18 protein-coding genes are annotated in these 15571 nt (G+C 69.9%); 4 read left to right on the top strand and 14 right to left on the bottom strand.

Annotated features, from left to right (window positions below; genetic code table 11):
* Positions 1-15: 15 nt before the first annotated feature.
* Positions 16-510, bottom strand: coding sequence for a DUF427 domain-containing protein (locus DEA06_RS09370; protein WP_116647729.1), 495 nt, complete (start codon positions 508-510; stop codon positions 16-18).
* Positions 511-597: 87 nt separating this feature from the next.
* Between DEA06_RS09370 and DEA06_RS09365 the strand changes: the two genes are divergently transcribed.
* The 3 genes from DEA06_RS09365 to DEA06_RS09360 are packed head-to-tail and all read left to right on the top strand — an operon-like array spanning position 598 to position 1500.
* Positions 598-792, top strand: a complete 195-nt coding sequence (locus DEA06_RS09365) for a hypothetical protein (protein WP_116647728.1) — start codon at positions 598-600, stop codon at positions 790-792.
* Positions 793-798: 6 nt separating this feature from the next.
* Positions 799-930 carry a hypothetical protein gene (locus tag DEA06_RS16910; RefSeq protein ID WP_259460095.1) on the top strand — a complete coding sequence of 44 codons (132 nt, stop codon included), beginning with the start codon at positions 799-801 and terminating at the stop codon, positions 928-930.
* A gap of 12 nt (positions 931-942) precedes the next feature.
* Positions 943-1500: a nucleoside phosphorylase gene (locus DEA06_RS09360; protein WP_116647727.1), complete on the top strand. Its 558-nt coding sequence runs from the start codon at positions 943-945 to the stop codon at positions 1498-1500.
* On the opposite strand, the gene DEA06_RS09355 is transcribed toward DEA06_RS09360, so the two are convergent.
* The 5 genes from DEA06_RS09355 to DEA06_RS09335 form a co-directional block, all read right to left on the bottom strand.
* Positions 1488-2993 (bottom strand): MFS transporter, encoded by a 1506-nt coding sequence (locus DEA06_RS09355; RefSeq protein WP_116647726.1) that lies wholly within the window; start codon positions 2991-2993, stop codon positions 1488-1490. The two genes, DEA06_RS09360 and DEA06_RS09355, sit on opposite strands and share 13 nt — an antisense overlap.
* 59 nt (positions 2994-3052) lie before the next feature.
* Positions 3053-3235: a hypothetical protein gene (locus DEA06_RS09350; protein WP_116647725.1), complete on the bottom strand. Its 183-nt coding sequence runs from the start codon at positions 3233-3235 to the stop codon at positions 3053-3055.
* A 22-nt stretch (positions 3236-3257) separates the two neighbouring features.
* Positions 3258-6305, bottom strand: a complete 3048-nt coding sequence (locus DEA06_RS09345) for an SMC family ATPase (RefSeq protein WP_116647724.1) — start codon at positions 6303-6305, stop codon at positions 3258-3260.
* Positions 6302-7456, bottom strand: a complete 1155-nt coding sequence (locus DEA06_RS09340; RefSeq protein ID WP_116647723.1) for an exonuclease SbcCD subunit D — start codon at positions 7454-7456, stop codon at positions 6302-6304. Before DEA06_RS09340 ends, DEA06_RS09345 begins: the two co-directional genes overlap by 4 nt.
* 118 nt (positions 7457-7574) lie before the next feature.
* On the bottom strand, positions 7575-7889 hold the full coding sequence (locus tag DEA06_RS09335) for a DUF2277 domain-containing protein (protein ID WP_116647722.1): 315 nt from the start codon (positions 7887-7889) through the stop codon (positions 7575-7577).
* A gap of 69 nt (positions 7890-7958) precedes the next feature.
* Here DEA06_RS09335 and DEA06_RS09330 point away from each other — a divergent pair, with 69 nt between their 5' ends.
* Positions 7959-8489: a hypothetical protein gene (locus DEA06_RS09330; RefSeq protein WP_116647721.1), complete on the top strand. Its 531-nt coding sequence runs from the start codon at positions 7959-7961 to the stop codon at positions 8487-8489.
* A gap of 78 nt (positions 8490-8567) precedes the next feature.
* Here the strand turns inward: DEA06_RS09330 and DEA06_RS09325 are convergent, their stop codons facing one another.
* From DEA06_RS09325 to DEA06_RS09290, 8 genes are all read right to left on the bottom strand, one after another.
* Complete coding sequence (locus DEA06_RS09325; protein WP_116647720.1) at positions 8568-8909, bottom strand: hypothetical protein; 342 nt, start codon at positions 8907-8909, stop codon at positions 8568-8570.
* Between the two features lies 1 nt (position 8910).
* Positions 8911-9147: a hypothetical protein gene (locus DEA06_RS09320; protein WP_240606891.1), complete on the bottom strand. Its 237-nt coding sequence runs from the start codon at positions 9145-9147 to the stop codon at positions 8911-8913.
* A gap of 78 nt (positions 9148-9225) precedes the next feature.
* Positions 9226-9636: a DUF1622 domain-containing protein gene (locus DEA06_RS09315; protein WP_116647718.1), complete on the bottom strand. Its 411-nt coding sequence runs from the start codon at positions 9634-9636 to the stop codon at positions 9226-9228.
* 32 nt (positions 9637-9668) lie between these two features.
* Complete coding sequence (locus tag DEA06_RS09310) at positions 9669-9968, bottom strand: GNAT family N-acetyltransferase (protein WP_116647717.1); 300 nt, start codon at positions 9966-9968, stop codon at positions 9669-9671.
* A 48-nt stretch (positions 9969-10016) separates the two neighbouring features.
* A complete protein-coding gene (locus DEA06_RS09305; protein ID WP_116647716.1) occupies positions 10017-11447 on the bottom strand; it encodes a GH1 family beta-glucosidase in 1431 nt (476 codons plus the stop codon).
* Positions 11444-13675, bottom strand: a complete 2232-nt coding sequence (yicI, locus tag DEA06_RS09300; RefSeq protein ID WP_116647715.1) for an alpha-xylosidase — start codon at positions 13673-13675, stop codon at positions 11444-11446. The genes DEA06_RS09305 and yicI overlap by 4 nt, the downstream gene beginning before the upstream one ends.
* Complete coding sequence (locus DEA06_RS09295) at positions 13675-14589, bottom strand: carbohydrate ABC transporter permease (RefSeq protein WP_116647714.1); 915 nt, start codon at positions 14587-14589, stop codon at positions 13675-13677. The genes yicI and DEA06_RS09295 overlap by 1 nt, the downstream gene beginning before the upstream one ends.
* Positions 14589-15563 (bottom strand): sugar ABC transporter permease, encoded by a 975-nt coding sequence (locus tag DEA06_RS09290; protein ID WP_116647713.1) that lies wholly within the window; start codon positions 15561-15563, stop codon positions 14589-14591. Before DEA06_RS09290 ends, DEA06_RS09295 begins: the two co-directional genes overlap by 1 nt.
* Between the last annotated feature and the right edge of the window lie 8 nt (positions 15564-15571).

Here is a 15571-nt window from a genome sequence, read left to right as displayed (position 1 = left end):
GAGCCCTCGCGGGCGCTACCAGCCGTGCGAGCCGGGGATGCCCTTGAACGGACCCGCGAGAGCCGACGTCACCCAGCCGCCGTAGAACCCGCCGGGCTGAGGCACGACGACCTCCCCGTCGACGATGCATCGGTCCATGGGTGCGGCGTATACCGCGACGCGGTCGTCGAGATCCTCGTACCCGGGCATCGGCCTCGGGTAGTTCCACGCGGCGTGGTCGGCGCGCTCACCCCCGCCGTGCACGTCGAAGTAGCGCGCGGCTCCCTTGAACTCGCAGAACGAGGCACCGTCGGTCGGCACGAGCGCCTCGCCGAACGCCGCGATCGGCAGGTAGTAGACGGGGGGATGGCTCGTCTCGAGCACGCGCACGACGTCGTCGGTGTCGACGATGCGTTCACCGCCGAAATCGATCTGCACCCGCACGTCGACGTGCTCGAGCCGCGGCGGGCGAGGATAGTCCCAGACCGATTCCTGGCCGGGGCGGATGTCATCCGGACGTGGGATTGTCATCCCCGAAGCCTGGCGAAACGCCGCCTCGGCAGCAACCCCCACCCTGCAGAAAGGGGGATCGCGGGGGCAACCCGGTAACCTGCAAGCGTGGAAGACGAACAACGACTCGGCCGTGGCCGGTACCTCGCGTACCAGATCATCGGCATCGTCGTCGGGCTCGCGCTCGTCGCCCTCGGCGTCGTCGCCTTCTTCGCCGGCGGTGGCCCGTTCGTCGCCGCCATCGCTGCGATCGGCGGCACCCTCGCCGTCATCGTCTCCATCGTCGACATGGTGAGGTCGTAATACCGGATGCTGCCCCTGAACTCCGACAACGACCCGAAGAAGCCGTCGCCGACCCGCATCGGCATCTGGATCGCCGTGGCGGGCGTCGGCGCCTACTTCCTCATCTCGGGGATCATCGGCATCGTCAACGGCGGCTGAGAGAATGAGCGGGTGAAGCTTCTCGTTGCCGCCCACCCGTCCGAGCTCGTCGCCTTCGAGCCTGAACTGCCCGGTTTCGACCGGCTGCTCACCGGCGTCGGAAAGGTCCCGGCCGCGTACGCCCTCACCCGCGCACTCGCAACGAACAGCTACGACGAGATCGTCGTCGTCGGTACCGCCGGCGCGATCGACCCCGACCTCGAATCGGGCGTGCACGAGATCGGCGGAGCCCTCCAGCACGACGTGAAGGGGCTGGACGGCGTCATCGGACACCACGTCTGGCTGCCCGAGCGGGTCGACCTGGCCGCAGACGGCATCGTCATCGCCACCGGCGACCACTTCATCGACGATGCCGACGCGGTCGTCGCGATCCGCTCCCTCGGCGCCCGCATGGTCGACATGGAGTCCTACGCCCTCGTCTGGGTCGCCCAGCAGTTCGACGTGCCGATCCGCATCCTGCGTGCGGTCAGCGACCGGGCGCAGGACGGCGCAACCGAGGAGTGGGACGACGCCGCGCTGGTCTGCAGCGAGTGGCTGCGCGCCAGCATCCGCGAGTTCTACGGGGTCTGAGGCTCGCCGCGGTGACGTCGGCCCGCGAGGTCGACGACGCCGACGATGAGCGAGAGCGCCAGGAAGATCGCGACCGAGATCATGCCGTAGAGGTACGCGTCGTGGTAGACGTCGAGGGTCGTGCGCGTGCCCTGCTCGGCGTAGACCGTCGAGTAGAACAGCGCGAGCGCGACGGCCGTGCCGATGGCCGTTCCGATGCGCTGACTGAGCTGACCGACGGAACCGGCGAGCCCGCCCTGCGCGACGGGGATGTCGGCGAGCATGAGCGTCTGGTTCGGAGAGATGACCAGCCCTCCCGCGAACCCGCCGACGGCCAGGATCGATCCCATTCCGAGAAGTGCCCATTCCGGCGGGAGGAAGATCGCGGCGGAGACCATGCCCACGATGCTCACGAGCAGCCCCGCGACGCCCCAGACCACGAGAGGTCGCCCGAGACGGGTGACCAGGTTGCCGCCGATCCACGACGAGATGGCCGAGGCGATGGCGAAACCGATCGTCACCATGCCGGCGAACACCGGCTCGAGACCGAGCCCGCTCTGCAGGAACAGCGTCGTGAGGATGAACGTCGCCGGGAGCGCGGCGAAATACGTCGTCGAGATGAGCACGCCGTTGCGGTACGAAGCGTGCGCGAAGACCTCGAACGGAATGAGCGGCACGCGCCCGCGCGCGGCATAGCGTCGCTCCCACGCGATGAAGGCCGCGACGAACACGGCTCCGCCGACGATGAGCCACCACCGCGCGGGGTTGTCGTCGGGCGAGCCCGTCGTGAGCAGGAACGGCAGCATGAGACCGGCGACCGACAGCCCGAAGAGCAGCACGCCGACGGGGTCGAGCTGCACCTTGCGGTGAGACTTCGTGCGCGTGCTCGGCAAGAAGAAGGCCGCGAGCACGATCACGATGAGCGTGAGGGGCACGTTGATCCAGAAGATGAGCCGCCACCCGTCGGTGTCGCCGCCGAGGGCGATCATCAAACCGCCGAGGGTCGGGCCGAACGCGGTCGCGATGCCGATGGTTGCCCCGAAGAGTCCGAACGCGCGGCCTCGCTCCTTGCCCTGGAACAGCTGCTGGATGAGACCGAGCACCTGCGGCATCTGGATTCCCGCGGCGATGCCCTGCGCCAGGCGCGACACGAGCAGGATGGGCCCCGTGGGGGCGATCGCGCAGGCGAGGCTGGTGACCAGGAAGAGCGAGAGGCCGATAAGGAAGAGCGCTCGGCGTGATCGCTGGTCGCCGAGACGCCCGGCGGGCACGAGCACGAGACCGAAAGTGAGGATGTAGCCCGAGACGATGAGCTGCAGCTCGGTCGGCCCCGCGCCCAGCGCCGACTCGATCGAAGGAAGAGCGACGTTGACCTTGCTGAGGTCGAGGATCGTGAGGGCGGCGACCGACACGGCGATCCAGTAGGCCCGCCACCGATGGCTCGGGCTCAGCTGGATGTCTTGGGTGGGAGGGTGTGCGCCCTTCCGGTTCTGGGTGGAGGGCGCGTCAGACATCACCCTTCAGAGTAGCCACGGATCGCACACGAGCGGCCCTCTTGCTCACTCCGTGGAAATCAGACCTCGCGGTCGCGGGCGAAGAGCGCCCGCAGTGCGAAGTACACGACAGCGGCGACCACCGCGACGATGAGCAGCTTGAAGACGAACGCGAGCACCGAGAACAGGATGTTCACGAGGAACCACGCGATGACGATCGCGACGATGACTCCGAGGATGGACCAGATCGTCGACTTGTTCATACCCCCAGCCTACCCGTGCGTCTCAGACGACGACGGTGGACTGCTGCCGGATCACGCTCGGCCCCTGCGGCGTCGCCTCGACGAGCAGCTGAGCGGGAACCTGCTCCTTCATCGACGCGACGTGACTGATCACTCCGACCGTACGGCCGCCCTGGCGCAGTTCGTCGAGCGTGCGCATCGCGAGGTCGAGGGTGTCGTCGTCGAGCGACCCGAAGCCCTCGTCGATGAAGAGCGTGTCGAGCCGCAGGCCGCCGGCGCGCGCCGTGACGATCTCGGCGAGGCCGAGGGCGAGCGCGAGGGACGCGAGGAACGACTCGCCGCCCGAGAGCGACTGGGGCGGACGCGCCTGGCCGGTGAAGGCATCCATGATCTCGAGACCGAGACCGGATGCTGCGCCGCGGGCCGCGAGAGCGTCGGAATGCTGCAGGCGGTATCTCCCCGACGACATCTCGGCGAGGCGCAGGTTGGCCGCGCCGACGATCTCTTCGAGCTCGGCGGCCAGGACGAACGTCTCGAGCGTCATGCGGTGCGTGTTGGGCGCGCGCCCGGCGACCGTGTTGGCCAGTCGGGCGATCACCGCGTGCCGGTCGGCGAGGGCGGCGATGCCCTCGGCGGCGGCATCGGCGCGCTGGGTGAGATCGCGGAGGCGTTCGGCGACCCCCGTCGCGGCCGTCAACACGGAGATCGCCGACGTGAAGGCGTCGCGCGCGTCGGCGACGGCCCTCGCCGGCCCGTCGAGGTCGACGAGTTCGTCGGGGGCGTCGACGAGGGCGAGTTCGAGTTCGAGCAGGCGCTCCTTCGCCGCGCGGGCGGCGCTCTCATGCTCGCGCACGGCATCGTCGAGCCGCGCCCGCACGGCGGGGTCGCGAAGCGCGGCCTCGACGGCGGACGGACCGTCGAACGTGGACGCGGCGAGACGGGCGTCGCGGTCGGCGCGAGCATCGGCGAGAACCTGCGTCCGCAGCGCGAGCTCTGCCCCGGCCTCGGCGAGGGCGCGCACCGCGTCACGTCGACCGATCGCGTCGGCTCGGCGCTCGGCTACCGTGGCGAACTCGCCGCGGGTGGCCTCGACGATCGTGGCGGCGGCCGTCGCGCGCTGCTCGTCGAGGGCGACCCGCTGGCGCACCTCGGTCAGCGCGTCGGTCAGTCTCGCGTGCTCGAGCGCGGCCGCCTCGGCGAGCGCCGAGAGCTCCGCATGCTCGGCGGTCAGCGCCCCCGCCTCGGCTACGTCGGCCTCGGCGCGGGCGAGCGCGACCGTCGCCGATTCGACGGCTGTGTCGAGCGTGGCGACGTCGTCGCCCCCTGCCCGAGCCGCGACGAGGGCATGGGCGTCGCGGGCCGCACGCCACGCGATGGCCGCTACCCGGTCGGCGTCGATAGCGGCGTCTTTCTCGGCCTCGGCGGCGGCGATCTCATCGTCGCCGACGGGGTCGTCCGACCCGGGCGCGGGGTGCGGGTGATCGACGGCGCCGCAGACGGGGCAGGGCTCACCCTCGACGAGGGTGGCGGCGAGCTCGCCCGCCGCGCCGTCGAGCCGGCGCTGGAGCAGCGCCGTCAGGCGCGCGGCCGTCGTCGTCACGGCCGTTGCGCGCTCGAGCGCCTCGCGTTCGGCCGCGCGAACGGTCGCCTCGAGCGCGACGGCCTCGTGTGCGGCGGCACGCCTGCGTTCGGTGTCGACGAGGATCGCCCGCGCCGACTCGGCACCCCGGGCGGCACCCGCCACGGCGGTGAGGCGCTCGGACAGCTGCGCCAGGAGGACGGGGACGGGGCGGCGGCGGTCGTCGAGCTCGGTCATCTCGCGCAGCATCGCCTGCTCGCTGTCACGCGCCTCGCGGAGCGACACGTCGAGCGCGGCGCGCTCCCCCTCGGCCGCGAGGGCGGCGTCACTCGCCGCGATGGTCGCGGCCAATTCGTCTTCGCGGTCGCGGAGGGAGGCGTTCGTCAGCGACGCCTCGCCCAGCGCCGAGCACCGCGCGAGCGCGTCGCGTTCGGCGTCGGCGGCTCGCTGCGCCGATACTTCGGCACGCTCCACGCTCTCGATCGGCGAGCGGAGTGCTTCGGCCGCGTTCGCGAGCGCCAGCTCGGCGCGCTGCTCGGCCACCCGGGCGGCACGCGCGTCGAGTGCGTCGAGGGCGGCCCGTGCGGTGAGGCGCTGCTCCTGTGCCGCCCGCAACGCCGCCGCCGCCCGTTCGCGCTCGGTCGCTGCCGCGAGTTCGGCGTCGGCAGCGTCGCGCGCGCGGGTGAGCGTGTCGACGCGATACTCGGCGCGCTCGACAGCGCGCACGAGCGCCGCGACCCGGTCGGCGAGGGGCCGGGCCGCGGCGTCGCTGTCGGGTGGCGTGGCAGCATCCGTCGGCTCTGCGCCGTCTGTCGTGCCGTGCGCCGCGCGGTCGAGGTCGGACTCCCGCGCGAGGAGCTCGCCCTCGTCGATCAGCACGCGGGCGGTGTCGCCTTCGGCGGCCACGGCGCGCTCCGCCTCTTTGCGACGGCTCTCGAGGTCGCGTTCGTAGTCTTCGTAGGTGCGCGTGGCGAACAGGGTGCGCAGGAGCGCCTGCCGCTCGTCGTTTCGCGCGAGCAGGAACCGTGCGAAGCGGTTCTGCGCGAGCAGGATGACCTGCAGGAACTGCTGCTGCGTGAGTCCGAGGATCTCGTCGAGCCGCGCGGCGACGTCGCGAGGTCGGGCGGCGACGCCGGTCCATGAGCCCGAGGAGAACTCCTCCAGAAGCGCCTGGGGTGCCTGCGTGGTGAATCCGCCGCCGTTCTTCTTCGGGCGTTCGTACTCCGGCGAGCGGGTGACCCGCCATCGGCTGCCCTCGGCGGTGAACTCGAGCGCGACCTCGGTGGGGTCTTCGGGGCCGCAATGATCGCTGCGCAGTCTCTTCTCGCCCGACTCGTATCGCGGCACGCTGCCATAGAGGGCGAAGCACACCCCGTCGAGCACGCTCGACTTGCCGGCTCCGGTGCGACCGGCGATCAGGAAGATGCCGTCGTCGGCGAACGCGTCGAAGTCGACGCTCTGGCGCGCGAGGAACGGACCGAACCCGGCCAGCTCGAGCCGGTGGAGCTTCACGCCGTCGCCTCGGTCAGGGTGCGGGCGTCGACGACCTCTCTCATGAGCGCCACTTCGTCGGCGGAGGCACCCTCGCCGGCGCGGACGTGGGCGAGGAAGGCGTCGACCAGTTCGACGTCGTCACGCGCCGCCCGGACGCGCCCGGCGTAGTCTCGCGCGTCGTCGGCGACCGCGCCGATGGGCGCGTGCACGACCGTCGCGCAATGGGTGAACCGCTGCTGCAGGCGGCGCATCGGGTCGAGCTGCGGCGTGCGATCGGTGTACTGCGCGCACACCCACGACTGCTCGTGCTCGGCGAACCGGGGGTCGCCGAGCAGCTCGTCGAGCGTGCCGCGGAGCGTCACGAGAGGGCGCGGCACCGGCAGGCCGAGCCACACGACGGATGCCAGGCCCGCAGCATCCAGGTCGACGAGCCACGACCCGCGGGGCTTGTCGCCCTCGCCGAAGCTGTAGTGCAGGGGCGCTCCGGCGTAGCGCACGCGGTCGGAGAGGGTCTGGCGGCCGTGGATGTGTCCGAGTGCGACGTAGTCGGGGCCGTCGAAGACCGACAGTGGCACGACGTCGAGACCACCCTGACGGATCTCGCGTTCGACCCCCGGCGTCGCTTCGACGCCCGCGGTGAAGCAGTGGGAGATGACGACCGACCGACCGCCGCGCTCAGCGTGGTCGTCGCGCACGATACCCATGACGTGACCGAGGGTCTGGGCCTGGTTTCGCAGCTCGACGCCCTCCCACCGATGGCGCACGATCGCCGGTTCGAGGTAGGGGATGCCGTAGAAGTGCACGGGGCCGTCGGCGTCGTCGATGGTGACGGGGGTGCCGATGGCGGCAGGATCGGTGAGCACGCTGATGCCCGACCGGAGGAGCGCCGACTGGAACCCGAGGCGAGCGGCGGAGTCGTGGTTGCCGCTCGTGACGATCACCCGGGCGCCCGCGTCGGAGAGCTGAACGAGGGTGTCGCTGAGGAGCGAGTAGCACGCCGCCGCCGGTGCCGCGGAGTCGAAGACATCGCCGGCGAGCACCACGACATCGACGCCGTGCTCGCTCACCTGGGCGACGAGCACGTCGAGCACGCCACGCAGCGCGTCGAGCGTGCTGTGGCCGTGGAACGACCGGCCGATGTGCCAGTCGGACGTGTGCAGGATGCGCATACCGACACGGTACGTGCCGCCACCGACACGGGCGTTCAGACTCCCCGCGCAGCACCCACGCGAGGCCGGGAGGCGGCCGGAAGTCGCCCGCCCGGCGCCTCCTCCCCCGACGAAGGGATCAGGATGCGGCGCGGGCGGCCCGCTTCTCCTGCTGGTACACGCGGATGGCCTCGTAGCGTTCGGCCGAACGCGCCTGGCGTTTGGCCGCCTCGTGCTCGCGGGTCTTCGGCGCGGCGGTGGTGACGAGACCGTCGATGAGATGACGGGTGGCGTGAGCGATCTGCTCGACGGCCTCGTCGAACACCGCCTGGTTGGCGCGGGACGGCTTGGTGGTCCCGGCGATCTTGCGGACGAACTGGAGCGCGGCGTCATGGCATTCCGCGTCGGTCGCAGCGGGCTCGAAGTTGTGGAGCGGAACGGTGTTGCGGCACATGCGCCACACGATACGCCCGCCCCTCGCCCGCTTCCAGACCCGGGAACGGCGAAACAGTACGTTGTGCTCATGGGGGTCGATCCGGAACTGCGTGCACGAGCGGATGCTGTGGCTGAGGCGAGCGACAACGTGCGGGCCCAGTGGCGCCGCGATTGGGTGGATCCCTCGCTGCGAACGCGAGAGTACGAGATCGTCCTCGGCTGGTTCGTGCAGGCGCTCGAGGCGTTCTTCACGCCAGTGGAACAGTTGCCGGAACAGGTTCGAGTCGGCGACCCAGAAGCGATCGAGGTGGCTCTCAGCTACCTCGAGACCGCGCCGCGCTGCTTTCGGTCCGGCTACCTCGCCGAGCAACTCATGCGCCGACTTGCGCGCGCGCACTTCACACCCGACCAGCGCACGCGAGTCGCCTCGATCGTCATCGCCGAGACGAGCCACCGGCAGTCACGAGGCTGGCGCGACATCGGAGCTCTTGCTGGAGCCGTGTGGGACGACCTCCTCGCAGACTCTCTCGCCGTCCTCTCTGCGCGAGGGGGTCTGCGCGGGCTCCGTGCGACGCGCATCACTGCCGCAGCCGCAGTATGGCGAGCATCGACCCGCTAGCCGCACCGGCCGGCGCAAGCGCCGGGCAAACCCCGTCGAGACGAAGGGAACGCCGCGAGACTTCGCGGGGAGACCGCGTCAGCCCCTGGCGACCTCGGCGACCAGGGCGGCGATGCGGTCGTCGGCGACGTCGACGCCGGTCTCGCGGAAGCGCTGGCGCAGCACCTCGGCGATGCGACGCTCGCCCTTGCCGCCGACGTCCTGGCGGGTCTGGGCGACGATGCCGATGATCTTGTCCTCGTCGGTCGTGTCGTGCATGTCCTGCACGGGCTCGTTCTGCGTGCCGGGCTCGGTCACGGGAGTCGGGTCGTCGGAGACCGCTCCGCCGTAGGAGTCGGACGCCGAGGCGCCCGCACCGGGAACCTGGTCGGCGTTCGCGGCGACGCCCTCGTTGCGGTCGGTGTCGTGGTGCTCGGACATGTCAGCTCTCCTCGTCGGCGGCGAGATCGGGGTCGGCGCCTTGGCTGGCGTCGGGGGACTCGATGGGGTCGGACGGCTCATCGCCGCCCTGCGGGGACAACCCCGACTCCGAGAGCCCGGGCGAGCCCGCAGCATCCCGGTTCTGCTCCGCCGTCTCGCCGTCGGCGACATCGCCGCTCTCGTAGCCGCCGGGCGGGTTCGCGTTGATGACACCCTCGGGCAGGTTCTGATCGCTCATCACCGCTCCTCTCGTTTGTTCCACTCTGGCCGCAGCGGCGCCGGAGGCGAGGGGGCTTGACGCCCCGGGTGCGGGGGGTCAGTCGTCGGCGGCCCTGCCGGCGGCCCGGTCACGGGCTACTGCACCGGCGACCACCTGCCCGCCGCTGGTGAGGAGGGCGCGCCGCCACGGCAGCACCCCGTCGATCTCGATCTGGATCGACATCGACAGCACGGTGCGGATGAGCACGATGAGGCCCAGGATGAGGGCGTCCTCGACCGACGGCTTCGACGTGATGGTGCGGATGAGGTCGGCAGCCACGAGCACCTCGAGACCGAGGAGGATCGCCCCGCCGAGAGTCGTGCGCAGCACGGTGAAGGCCCGCGACCCGCCCTCGCCGCGGCGGAGGGAACGGATGCCGAGCACCACCGCGACCACGAAGCCCGCCGTCATGGCGAGCGCGCCGATCGACTCGAATCCGACCGCGACGGCGGTGAAGGCATCCTCCATGTGCACGTCGCCAGTGTAGGGCGACGGCCCGTCTACACTCCGGCGCGGGTTTCGAGGATGCCGGCGCGCTCGGGGTGGGCGCCGAACCAGTCGCTCACGTACCAGCACACCGGGCTCACCTGACGCGAGCCGTCGCGCTCGAGCTCGGCGACCGCACGCTCGACGAGCTCGCCGGCGTAACCGTGCCCGCGGAAGGTGGGGATCGTGTAGGCACGGGTCATCGCGACCGTGCGCCCGTCGTCACGATAGTCGAGCACCGAGACGAGGTCGTCGCCGTTGTGCAGTGTGTACCGCGAGGCGTCTTTCTCATCGGTGAATCGCAGATCAGCCATCCCTCCAGGCTACGCCCGACCGGAACGAGCGGATGCTGGGGCGACGACCTACTCCGGAATGGTGCCTGTCTTCGCCAGTCGTGCGTACCATTCACCGCTCTGCTTGACGGTGCGCTCGAGGGTGTCGAAGTCGACCCGCACGATGCCGAACCGCTTGGCGTACCCGTAGCCCCACTCGAAGTTGTCGAGCAGCGACCAGACGAAGTACCCGCGCAGGTCTACACCCTGCTGCATGGCCCGGTGCGCGGCCGTGAAGTGGCGACGCAGGTAGTCGAGTCGCTCGGGGTCGGGAACGGAGCCGTCGTCGGCGACCTCATCGTCGAATGCGGCGCCGTTCTCGGTCACCATGAGCGCCTGGTCGGGAAACTGCTCGCGCAGCGACAGCAACAGCTCCTCAAGTCCCTCGGGGGCGATGTTCCACCCCATCGCCGTGTACGGGCCGGGCTGCTCGAGGAATTCGAGCACACCATCGCTGCCGGGCCACGCGGTGCCGCCGGCGACGGCCTTGTGCCCGTCGTTCATCTGACGCGGCGAGACGCCGTCCCACAGCTGCGCCGTCACGGTCGAGTAGTAGTTGACCCCGAGCACGTCGATCGGCTGATGGATCGCCTCCAGGTCGCCGTCCTGCACGAACGACCAGTCGGTGACGGATGCGGTGTCCTCCAGCAGGTCGGCGGGGTACTCCCCGCGCAGCATCGGCCCCGTGAACGCGCGGTTCGCGAGCGCCTCGACGCGGCGCACCGCCTCCGCGGCCTGCGGACCGCGACCGCGAGCGACGTGGAAGTTGAGGGTCACGGAGTACTCGGGATCGCCCGTCGAGGTGGCGCGCAGCGCCTGCACCGCCCGCCCGTGGGCAAGATTCAGGTGGTGCACGGCGGCGAGCGCGGCGGCGGGTTCGGCGCGCCCGGGGGCGTGCCCGCCCTGACCGTAGCCAAGGTAGGCCGAGCACCACGGCTCGTTCAGGGTCGTCCAGGTGTGGATGCGATCGCCCAGCGCCGCGCCCATGATCTCGGCGTACCGCTCGAAGGCGTCGGCCGTGGCTCGCACCGGCCATCCGCCGGCGTCCTCGAGCGGCTGCGGCAGATCCCAGTGGTACAGCGTCGCGACGGGACGGATTCCGCGCTCGAGCAGTCCGTCGACGAGCCGCGAATAGAAATCGATACCCGCCTGGTTCACCGCGCCCGTACCGGCGGGCACGATCCGGGGCCATGCGATCGAGAACCGGTAGGCGTCGAGGCCGAGATCCTTCATCAGATCGAGGTCGGACTCCCAGCGGTGGTAGTGGTCGCAGGCCACGTCGCCGGTGTCGCCGTTCCACACCCGCCCGGGCGTCATGCTGAACGTGTCCCAGATCGACGGCAGACGCCCGTCCTCCTGGGCTGCGCCCTCCACCTGGTACGACGCGGTCGCCGATCCGAAGGTGAACCCCTCGGGGAAGACGAGCCCGCTGTCGCGGTAGTCGTCGCTGCCCGCCCTCATCGCGTCACGTCCCCGCGGTCGGCGTGGAACGTCTCGCTTCTCCCGTCGGGAGTGGTCACCATCACTTCTGCCTCACCCTCGCCGCCGGGGAACACCCGGAGGGTGAGCCCGTCGAGATAGTCGTAGTCCGGCCTGTCGGAGCGCGCCCCCCACGGGATGACCCCGCCGGGGCGCACGTACAGCGGGATGCTGTCGAAGCCGTGCGTCTCGCGACGCCATCCTCCCCCATGGACGGTCTCCCCCGTGAGCAGAGACGTCCACTCCCCCGCAGGAAGGTAGAACTCCACCTCGCCGGATTCCGAGAAGACGGGCGCGACGAGCAGGTCGGCGCCCAGCATGTACTGCCGGTCGAGATAGGCCGCCGCGGGGTCTTCGGGGAACTCCAGCACCATGGGCCGCATCACCGGAACCCCGGTGGCCGCCGCATCCAACCCCTGCTGGAAGAGGTAGGGCATCAGCCGCATCTTCAACCGCGTGAAGATGCGGGTGACCTCCACGGCCTCGTCGTCGAACTGCCACGGCACACGGTACGACTGCGAGCCGTGGAACCGACTGTGGGTGCCCAGCATCCCGAAGGCGGTCCACCGCTTGAACACCGTCGCGTCGGGGGTGCCCTCGAAGCCGCCGATGTCATGGCTCCAGTGCGCGAAGCCGCTCAGAGCGAGCGAGAGACCGCCGCGCAGGGTCTCCGCCATCGACGGGAAGGTCGAGGTCGAATCTCCTCCCCAGTGCACGGGCATGGTCTGCCCGCCGGCCGTGGCCGACCGTGCGAACAGCACCGCCTCACCCTGACCGCGGGACTGGACCAGCACGTCGTAGACGGCCTTGTTGTACAGATGCGTGTAGAGGTTGTGCATGCGGTCGGGTGCACTGCCGTCGAAGTACTCCACATCGAGCGGGATGCGCTCGCCGAAGTCGGTCTTGAAGCAGTCGACGCCCTGCGCGATGAGGTCGCGCAGCTTGTCCTGGTACCAGCGCGTCGCGTCGGGGTTGGTGAAGTCGACCAGCCCCATCCCCGCCTGCCAGAGGTCCCACTGCCACACCGAACCGTCTGCGCGACGCACGAGGAAACCCTGCGAGGCGGCCTCGGCGAACAGCGGCGAGCGCTGCCCGATGTAGGGGTTGATCCACACCGACACCCGGAGGTCCCGCTCGTGGAGGCGTTGCAGCATCCCGTCGGGATCGGGGAAGACCCGCGGATCCCACTCGAAGTCGCACCAGTTGAACTCGCGCATCCAGAAGCAGTCGAAGTGGAAGACCGACACGGGCAGCTCGCGACGGGCCATCTCATCGATGAACGAGGTGACCGTCGCTTCGTCGTAGTCGGTCGTGAAGCTCGTCGAGAGCCACAGCCCGTACGACCACGCGGGCACGACCGGAGGCCGTCCGGTGAGAGCGGTGTACCGCCCGAGCACGTCCTTCGGGGTCGGACCGTCGATCACGAAGTACTCCAGCACCTCGCCGGGCACCGAGAACTGCACGCGCTCCACCGCCTCCGAGCCGATCTCGAACGAGACATGACCGGGGTCGTTCACGAGCACGCCATAGCCGCGGCTCGAGAGGTAGAACGGCACGTTCTTGTAGGCCTGCTCGCTCGACGTGCCGCCGTCGGCGTTCCAGATGTCGACCGTCTGACCGTTCTTGACGAGGGGGCCGAACCGCTCGCCGAGACCGTAGACGAGCTCGCCGACGCCGAGGTCGAGCTGCTCGTGCACGAACGTGCGGGGGCGCCCGACGGGCGTGCCCGCGCGGGCGTTGCCGACGATGCCCGGGTCGACCTGCGCGTCGTCGGCGAGGGTCATGTACCCCAGCGCCTTCGCGCCACTGCCGGTCAGCCGACGCCCGTTCGACGAGAACGAGAGCGACCACGGGGCCCCCTGCTCGACGCGCGCGACGAGCGATCCGGTGCGCAGCTCCCCGCCGGTGGCGTCGACCACGGTCTCGCCGGCGGACGACTCCCCGGGCAGGTCGAACGAGAGAGGAGCCGCACCGCCGACGTGGTGCGCGATCCGCACGCGCACGACACCCTCGGCGGGCGAGGAGAGCGCGACGGTCAGAGTCGCCCGGTTGAGCGTGTCGCCGCGTCCGGCGATGACCTTGGTGGGGGCCGTGACGACGAGCCCGGGTCCGTCGGGGGTGTCGGCCGTCTCCCAGATGTCGTAGGCCTCCTGGCCGTAGAGCGCGGCGACGCCGGGTCGCAGCTGCCAGAAACCATCGGTGAACTTCATTACTTGACTGCTCCTGCGGTGATGCCGCGCGTGAGGGTGCGCTGGAAGATGAGGAAGAAGAGAAGGGTGGGGATGAGCCCGAGCAGGGCCGACGCGCTCGTGGTGGTGACGTCCATGAGCCGGTCGCCCTGCAGCACGCTGATGGCCACCGGAACGGTCTGGTTCTCGTTCGAGACGAGGAACGTCAGCGGGATCAGGAACTCGTTCCACGTCCAGATGAAGAAGAAGATGAGCAGCACCGACAGGGTCGGGCGACTGATCGGGAAGATGACACGCCACAGGATCTTCCACCGGCTCGCGCCGTCGATCGCCGCGGCCTCGAGCACCTCCTTGGGGAACGTGCCGTAGACCGATGCGAGCAGGTAGGTGCCGAACGCCGCCTGGATCACGGTGAAGACGATGATCACCGACCAGATGTTGTTGTAGAGGCCGACGGCCTTGAACATGTAGTAGAGCGGGTACAGCAGCGCCTCCTGCGGCAGCAGGTTCGCGAGCAGGAACAGCAGCACGATCCATGAGCGGCCCTTGACGCGCCCGATCCCGATCGCGAAGGCGTTGAGTACCGAGAGCAGCACCGCGAGCACGGCGACGACGCCCGAGATGAAGATCGAGTTCCACACCTTCTCGGGGAAGTTCACGCGCTCCCAGAAGGCCGCGATGCCGTCGAAGTAGAACTCCGTCGGCAGCGCCAGCGGGCCGCCGTTGGAGTAGTCGGTGGGCGACTTGAACGAGTTGACCAAGATCAGGTAGAACGGCGCGACGATGACGATCGCCGCGACGATCACGAACGCGAGCATCAGCCAGTCGACGCCCCGACGCCTGGTCATGCCGCCGCGGGACGTGCCCCGACGAGGGGGCTTCGCGCCGGTCTTCGCGCCCGGCTTCGCCGTGGTCACGGCCATGGTGGCGACCATCACAGACCCGCCCTTTCTTTTCGTTCCGCGGCGTTCTGGCTGCGGATGAACAGCACCGCGACGATGGTGACGACGAGGGTGAGCGCCGTCGCGATCGTCGCGCCGTAGCCGACCTGCTGCGACTGGAAGAACTCGCTGTAGGCGTAGTAGGCCGGCACGATCGTCGAGGTGCCGGGGCCGCCGCGGGTCAGGATGTAGACGGGACCGAAGACCTTGAGCGCGGCGATCGTGCTGGTGAGGGCGACGACGTAGATCTCGGGGCGGATGATGCTCACCGTGATCGCGCGGAACCGCTGGAACCAGTTCGCACCGTCGAGTTCAGCCGCTTCGTAGAGCTCGGGGTCGACGCGCTGAAGGGCCGCCATGAAGATGACGACCGGGTAGCCGATCTGGATCCAGACGAGCACCACCATGATGCTGATGAGCGCCGTGTCGGGCGAGCCCAGCCAGTTGTGGGCGAGGGAGCCGAGGCCGATGCTCTCGAGGATGCGGTTGAGCGCACCGTCCTGCGGTCGCAGGATCCATCCGATGACGATGCCGGCGACGGCGACCGGGAGGATCTGCGGCAGATAGTAGGTCGCCCGTAGGAAGCTCGCGAACCGCCCGCCGAACTTGCGTCCGATCACGTCGAAGAGCAGCGCCGCGAGGACGAGCCCGATCAGCGTCGGCACGATCACCATCGCGATGATCATCCAGATGCTGTTGAGGAACGACGTCCAGAACGTCGCATCGCCCATCAGCTCGACCCAGTTGTCCAGGCCGATGAACTCGGGCGGCTTGATGCCGCGCCATTCGGTGAAGCTGAGATAGACGTTCCAGACCAGTGGCACGACGATGATCAGCGTGACCAGCACCAGGCCCGGGACGAGGTACAACCAGTAGGCGGCGCTTGCGCCGCGACCTCGCTGCGGGATCAGCGGTTCTTCAGGGGGGAGTTTCGCCCGCGGCGCGCGGACGAAGGGAACAGCGGTCATCGCCGCCT

The sequence above is a fragment of the Microbacterium sp. Gd 4-13 genome (assembly GCF_003095395.1).
GTDB lineage: Bacteria > Actinomycetota > Actinomycetes > Actinomycetales > Microbacteriaceae > Microbacterium.
This window is presented reverse-complemented; position numbering and strand designations above follow the sequence as displayed.